Annotated in this window: 8 protein-coding genes; 2 read left to right on the plus strand and 6 right to left on the minus strand. The window is 63.8% G+C overall.

Annotated features, from left to right (window positions below; all coding sequences use genetic code 11):
• The coding region (locus QT222_RS09115; RefSeq protein ID WP_491476983.1) for an NAD(P)/FAD-dependent oxidoreductase at positions 1–1026 on the plus strand (1026 nt) is incomplete at its 5' end.
• A gap of 12 nt (positions 1027–1038) precedes the next feature.
• Here the strand turns inward: QT222_RS09115 and QT222_RS09120 are convergent.
• The gene (locus QT222_RS09120) at positions 1039–1539 is read right to left on the minus strand and encodes an Hsp20/alpha crystallin family protein (protein ID WP_004057504.1); all 501 of its coding nucleotides are present in this window, start codon (positions 1537–1539) and stop codon (positions 1039–1041) included.
• A complete protein-coding gene (locus QT222_RS09125) occupies positions 1536–1694 on the minus strand; it encodes a DUF7559 family protein (protein ID WP_004057503.1) in 159 nt (52 codons plus the stop codon). The genes QT222_RS09120 and QT222_RS09125 overlap by 4 nt, the downstream gene beginning before the upstream one ends.
• Before the next feature lie 157 nt (positions 1695–1851).
• Here QT222_RS09125 and QT222_RS09130 point away from each other — a divergent pair, with 157 nt between their 5' ends.
• A complete protein-coding gene (locus tag QT222_RS09130) occupies positions 1852–3558 on the plus strand; it encodes a radical SAM protein (protein ID WP_004057502.1) in 1707 nt (568 codons plus the stop codon).
• Positions 3559–3678: 120 nt separating this feature from the next.
• Here the strand turns inward: QT222_RS09130 and QT222_RS09135 are convergent, their stop codons facing one another.
• From QT222_RS09135 to QT222_RS09150, 4 genes are all read right to left on the minus strand, one after another.
• The gene (locus QT222_RS09135; protein ID WP_014732170.1) at positions 3679–4917 is read right to left on the minus strand and encodes an MFS transporter; all 1239 of its coding nucleotides are present in this window, start codon (positions 4915–4917) and stop codon (positions 3679–3681) included.
• A 146-nt stretch (positions 4918–5063) separates the two neighbouring features.
• Positions 5064–5468, minus strand: coding sequence for a TRAM domain-containing protein (locus QT222_RS09140; RefSeq protein WP_004057500.1), 405 nt, complete (start codon positions 5466–5468; stop codon positions 5064–5066).
• 62 nt (positions 5469–5530) lie between these two features.
• A complete protein-coding gene (locus tag QT222_RS09145; protein ID WP_004057499.1) occupies positions 5531–6205 on the minus strand; it encodes a YkgJ family cysteine cluster protein in 675 nt (224 codons plus the stop codon).
• Positions 6206–6244: 39 nt separating this feature from the next.
• Positions 6245–6814: MBL fold metallo-hydrolase (locus QT222_RS09150; protein ID WP_491476984.1), on the minus strand; the 570-nt coding region annotated here is incomplete at its 5' end.

The following is a 6814-nucleotide window of genomic DNA, read 5'->3' on the forward strand; positions in this document are numbered from 1 at the left end:
GTCGCCGACCGCGCGATGGACCGATTCAGGTCGCTCTCGGGCGACGGCGAGTTCGTCTTTCACGAGACGCCCTACGTGTTTCTCGCCCGCGAAGGCGACGAGTCGGCGGCAACCGCGCTCACGGCGTCGGTCGAACGAATGCGGGTCCACGACCGGGACGTTTCACTGGTCGACACCGCCGAGTTGGGCGGGCGATTTCCCATCCGCACTGACGACATTGCACTCGCGGGCGTCGCCGAGAACGCCGGGTGGGCCGACCCGGTGGCCTACGTGGACCTGTTCGTAGAAAAATGCGAGCGCGCCGGCGTCGAGTTCCGCGTCGGCGACGAAGTAGCGGTCCGCGCCGAGCCGCCGACTGTTGTCGTCACCGACGAGCTATCCGCCCGGTTCGACGCCGTCGTGGTCGCGGCGGGTATCGATTCGCGCTGTCTCCTTGCCGACGCTGGCTACCTAATCGCGCTCAAACCATACCGGGCACAGGCGCTCGTCGGCGAGTGCGACTACCGCGGTCCTATCGTCTACGACGCGACCGACGGGTCGTATCTCCGACCGCATCCCGCTGGCGTCCTCGCTGGTGACGGCGTCGAGGCGGTCGAAGCGGACTCGGACGACTGGGACCCGGCGGCGGACGACTGGTTCATCGAGGACGCACTCGATACCGCTCGCCACCGGACCAAACTCGACCCGGAACTCGGGCGAGCGTGGGCCGGTCTCTGTGGCTCGACGCCGGACAACAACCCGCTCGTCGGCGAGGTTGTGGATGGTGTCTACGTCGCCACCGGCTGGCACGGCCACGGGTTCATGTGGGCACCAGCGATGGGCGAATCCCTCGCGGAAGCGGTGCTCGGAGACGGACGTGGGTCGATTCCGAAAGCGTTCGACCCGAGTCGATTCGACGGCGACGAGTCGTTTACGGTGGTCGAGGGGATGACACTCGACGGCGAGGGCGACGATGGCGACAGTGATGTCGGCGATGGCGACAACGACGACAACGACGACAACGACGGCAGCGACGACGGATGCTAAAATAAGCGAACTTCAGGCGTCTCGGCCGTCTACGTCGCCGAAACCGTCTTCCGACGCTTCGTCGGGCGTCGTCTCTTCTTCGTCTCTCGTCTCTTCTTCGTCTGCTTGTTCCGTGACGGCGATGTCGCTCGCCCGCCCGTCCTTTGGAATCCGAATTTCGAGCGTACCGTTTTTGTTGACCGTCGCGGTTCCCTCTGCGGCTTCGACCGCCGCATCGGAGGGGAGTGCAGCGCTACCGGAGAGAGTGAGACCGCGACCGGGGAAGCGCATCTCGAAGCCCTCGTGGAAGTCGCGGAAGCGGTCGATGCGGATTTCGACTTCGCCGTCGAGGAAGCGGACTTGTACGTCTTCGGCGCGGGCACCGGGTGCATCGAAGACGACGAGGTAGGCGTCCTCGGATTCGAGGAGGTCGTACGCGAGCGGCTTGTACTCTTGCATCTGGCTGACGCCGCGGCCGACCCGTTCGAGGACGGCGTTGGCGGCTGACTCGCCGAATTTACGGAGGTCACTCATAGTTCAATCTCCTCTAAAAACCGTTGTTCGCCGCAGTACGGACAGGAGAAGTCCGCCACCGTCACGTCGTCGGGCATGTCGTAGGTGTAATGCAGCTCGAACATATCGAGCTCGCAGTCCTCGTTGGTGCACTTGACTTCGAGGGTCGCGGGCATGTCCATCCGTTGCGTTCCCACGCTCATAAACGCGCGGGAGTCGGAACCTCGTGGACCGTCTCCGGGCGTCTATTCCCTCCATACGGTCTCTCTGGGCGCACGGAGACAGCGCCGCTCGACCGGTTGCGTTTTCAGCGTCGAACGCGAACCGCGACCGATGACCGACCCCGCCGACCTCACCGTGACTATCGTCGACGGATACGTCGACGAACCGGCGCACTTCGGCGTGCCGCCGTATATCTCGACGTATCCCAGATTCACCGCGGGTGCGGTGGTCGACGCGGGCGTCCCAGAGTCCAACGTCGTCTACCACACCATCGACGAACTCCGCGAGGACCGACAGAAGTGGCGCGACGTGGCTGACGCCGACCTCATGATTTACATCGGCGGCATGACCGTTCCCGGCAAGTACGTGGGCGGCACGCCCGCCGAACCCGACGAAGTCCGCGAACTCGCGTGGGTCGCCGAGGGCACGGCGCTCATGGGTGGCCCGATTCGCTTCGGCGTCGGCGACGAAAACGCCGGCGGACAGGACATGGAGCGCAAGGACCTCGACTACGACTTCGTCGCCAAAGGCGACATCGAGGCGGCCACCTACGACCTCATCGACTCCGGACTCGAAGGCTTCGGCAACCGGATGCGCGACAACGAGGAACTCGACCGCTGGGCCGCAAAGGGCGCGTTCGTCGTCGAACAGCACCCCAACCATCCGGAGTACCTCATCTGTGAGATGGAGACCTCCCGCGGGTGTGCCTACCGGTGTTCGTTCTGTACCGAACCGCTGTACGGAAATCCCGCGTTCCGAACCGCTGACTCCGTCGTCAAGGAGGTAGAGAACCTCTACAACCGCGGTGCGCGACATTTCCGTCTCGGCCGACAGGCCGATATTCTCGCGTTCGGCGGCGATGGCGAAGCCCCGAACCCGGACGCGCTTCGCCGTCTCTACGGCGGGATTCGAGAGGTCGCACCGGACCTCGGGACGCTCCACCTCGACAACGTCAATCCCATCACCATCGTCGGGTGGCCCGAGAAATCCCGCGAAGCCCTCAGTATCATCGCCGAGCACAACACGGCGGGCGACACCGCGGCGTTCGGCCTCGAATCCGCCGACCCCGTGGTGCAAGAGGAGAACAACCTCAACGTCTCCGCCGACGAGTGTTTCGAGGCGGTCAAAATCGTCAACGAGGTTGCCGGGTGGCGACCCGGCGACGACCCGGCCGACGCACCGACACACGGTCCCGACGCCGCAAACCGCTTGCCGAAACTCCTTCCCGGAATCAATCTCCTGCACGGCCTGAAGGGCGAACGCGAGGAAACCTTCGAGCACAACAAGCGATTCCTCCAGCGCGTCTACGACGAGGGGCTGATGGTCCGCCGCATCAACATCCGGCAGGTCATGGCCTTCGACGGGACGGACATGTCCGACACCGGCGCTGACATCGCCCGCGACCACAAGCAACTGTTCAAGACGTACAAACAGGAAGTCCGCGAGGAAATCGACCGGCCGATGCTCCGACGGGTCGCCCCGCCGGGGACGGTTCTCCCGAACGTCCATCTGGAGTACCACCAAGACGGCCGGACGTTCGGCCGCCAACTCGGGACGTACCCGCTTTTGGTCGGAATTCCGGGTGAACGAGACCTTGGAAAGAACATCGACGTGGCCGTCGTCGACCACGGCTACCGGTCGGTTACGGGCGTCCCCTTCCCGCTCGACTTCAACGAGGCCTCGATGGACGAACTCACAGCTATCCCCGGTATCGGACGGTCCACCGCGGGCGACATCGTGGTGAATCGACCGTATGGAGACGTCGGGGATATGGGAAGCGTCGACGTCGATGCAGACCTCTCGAAGTACGTTCAGTAAGCGACAGAACGTCTCTTTCTCTCCTCTTCACTTGCAAGCGTGCTCTCCCATTCACTCGAAACTGTGGTGGGTCGTGGTCGTTCACTTGCACGTGTGGTCTGTTCCGCGTCGAGTGCCGAGTCAGTCTGTGCTGACGGCCCCGGTGGGGTCAGTCCGAGTGGAGTCGTCGGAAGACCGAACTGGCGAGGTTGCGACCCAGAGGACTCCCGCCGCGCCGGCGACGGTAAGCCCCGCCCACGGAAGGAACGTCACCGGGCCGAGTGAGTCTGCAATTGCCCCGCCGGCGAGGTTGGCGAGTCCACTCGCCGTCGAGAGGACCATCGACGCACCCGAGAGGACAGTCGCCCGTCCGACATCGCCGAGTCGGTCGTTGAGGTACTGATTGCGGAGCGGAGCGATAACGACGCGGGTGCTCCGATAGAGGAAGAGCATCGGTACCAAAAACAGTGGGGTGAGCGCAATGCTCGCGTAGACGACGCCGAAGAGAGGGCCAAGAAGTGCGAACGTTCTGCGGATACCGAGTTTCTCTTCGAGCACGCCGACGGTCGAGGCGGCACCGGCCGAGACCAGTTTGAACCCGGCGTACAGCACGCCCAACCCGACGACCGAGACACCGAGGCTGTCGAGCGCGGGTTGTTCGAACGTTCGGGTCATCCCGAAGAGGCCGTTGAACAGCGCGGCGTAGGCGACGAGCCATCGAACCGCCGGTCGCTTCGCTTGGACGCGAAGCATATGGACTGCCTCGCGGACGGTGAAGACGGAGTCGTTCGAGCCGCCGGGGTCGTCCGAATCAGCTGACCCGTCGCCGACAGCCGGAAGCGTGTACAGAATCGGGATACCGAGCGCGGCGAGTGCGGCGTTGACCACGAAGGGAAGCGCGGCGTCGATGCTGTAGAGATACCCGCCCGCGATTGCGGTCGCCGCGGACGTTATCAACAATCCCATCTTGCCGCGTCCCTCGATGCGGGCGTACTCCGACTCGTCGAAATACTGCTTGAGGAGTTCGTAAAGCCACGCGTTTTGCGTTCCCGACCTGAACGCCCAGCCGAACGCCCAGACGACTTTCACGACGAGGTAGGCGACTGGCGAGGAGGCAAGGACGAGTCCGACCATGGCCGAAGCGCGAAGCGTGTTACCGACCGCGAGACTCGCCCGCCGACCGATTCTGTCACCGAGATACCCCGACGGAATCTCCGCGATAACCATCCCGAAGAGAAACGCCGCCTGTGCCACGCCGATAAATGCCAAGCCAAACCCCTGGTGGCGGAGATAGAGAATGCTGACGGGGAGGTAAAAGCCGGTTGCCCCAGTTATCCGATAGGCGTAATATCGCCAGATTACTGACCGTGCTGTTGCCATCAACGGCAACTTCGAAGGGGGATAAAATGATTGTTCCCAGTAATGTGTTTTTGTAAATATAGTGGTGCATTAGTCGCTCTATCGCTCGGACAGAAACGGAGAAATCGACGAAATGCAGACGCGTCGATTTCGAAAGAAGCGTCGCGTTAGAAGTCGTCTTCGACGACTTCGCCGACGGCGAAGTTGGACTTGACTTCGGTAATTTCGACTTTGACGCGCTCACCGACGTCGGTCTCGGGGACGATAATGACGTAGCCGCGTTCGACGCGGGCGATGCCGTCCCCTTGCTTGCCGATGTCCTCGATTTCGACGTAGCGAAGCTCTCCGGGTTCGACCGGGGGCTGTGGTTCGGCGGATGGGGTAGCACCGCCGTTCGATTCGGACTCTACGGTCTCGTGCGTCTCGCGAGAGATGAGTGCGACGCGATACGTTTCATCGGCTTCGATAGCACCGGCCTCGACTTCGCGACGAGGGATTTCGACGACGTATCGGTCGTCCTCGGTGCGAACGTCAGCATTGAACAGACACAGGAGTTTATCTGAGATTTCCACCGTAAGACCTCCAATATGTGGTCAGTCCGGAGTGTTAAAGATGTACCGCCGTCCGTGAGATTTCACTCCGGAATCGACGTTCCGTCGGGGTGTTTCGCCCCTTCTGAGTCGTGGACGACGACCTCTCCCGCATCCGTTTCGACCGGTTCGTAGGCGTCGGCGACGGCGCGTGCTTCTTCTAACTCGCGAACCGCCCGCTCTTTGAGCGCTCGCGCCAGCTCCTCCGCGTCTTCCCGGGAGATGTCTCGACCGAGTCCCTCGCACTCGTGTGCCCGGACGATTCCTTCTTCATCGACGGCTTCACCCATGGGTTGGCTCGTGCCGCCGAGGTCGACGCTGAAGGGATACGTCTCGCAGATAAGCGGCCGGTTGTCGTGGACCTGACAGGCCCCCTGTCCGGTTTCGTCCTCTTCGTAGAATCGGCAGTCGCCGCAGGCACTCGTCTGGAGCGCCCACTCGAACGTCTCGCCTTCGAGACCGTCGTCGCCATCGGTGAGTCCGTACGGCATCGGTCTGGCCACGTCGCGCCAGTCGTAGTTCTCGTCGGCCCCTTCCTGCAGGCCTCGAACCTCGTCGGGGAAGACGGTCGCCGTATGTGGCTCGGGGCCGTCGTCGGTCTCGTACCCCTTACAGCAGGCACCGCAGCGTGTGCATTCGAAGCCGATGGACTCGATGGCGTCGGCCAACTCCGACACGTCGAGGTCACGGGCGCGGGCGAGTTCGGCTTCGAGGTTCATACCCGTGGTGCGGGCGCGAGACGCAAGAGCGGCGCGGTTCTACGCGGGGGTAACTCGCCCCTCGACCGGGTCCCACCGGACGCGACGCTCGGCGGCGAGTTTTTCGATGTGGGCGACGACCGTCGCACGAGCGAGGTCGCGCACACCGGCGATGTCCTTGTCGTACGCGGCGTCGGTCACGGCGTTGGGTGTCTCGTTGCCCGCCCGTATCGCGTCGAGAACCTTCTCCTCGCGGCTGTTTCGGTGCGCAACGAGTCGGGCGAGTGTCGTGCGCGAATCTTCGACTTCGGGACCATGACCGGGCAGCAGCCTGCCCGGGTTCCGGGCGTGGAGCCGCCTGAGCGCGACGAGGTACGCCCGCACGTCGCCTTCGGGCGCACCGACGACGACGCTCCCCTCGGCGACCGCGAGGTCTCCACAGAGGCAGTCGTCACCGACGACGAAGCCCACGTGGTCGCGGGCGTGGCCCGGCGTATCGAGGACTTCGACGCCCGCGCCGACGGGGATGGTCGTCCCCTCGACGAAGGTTCTGTCCGGGGAGACGCCGGTCGCTTCGGCGAAGAGACGTTCGTAGCCGCGACGGCACCAGACGGTCGCGCCGGTCTCGTG

Source organism: Haloferax sp. s1 (assembly GCF_058382125.1).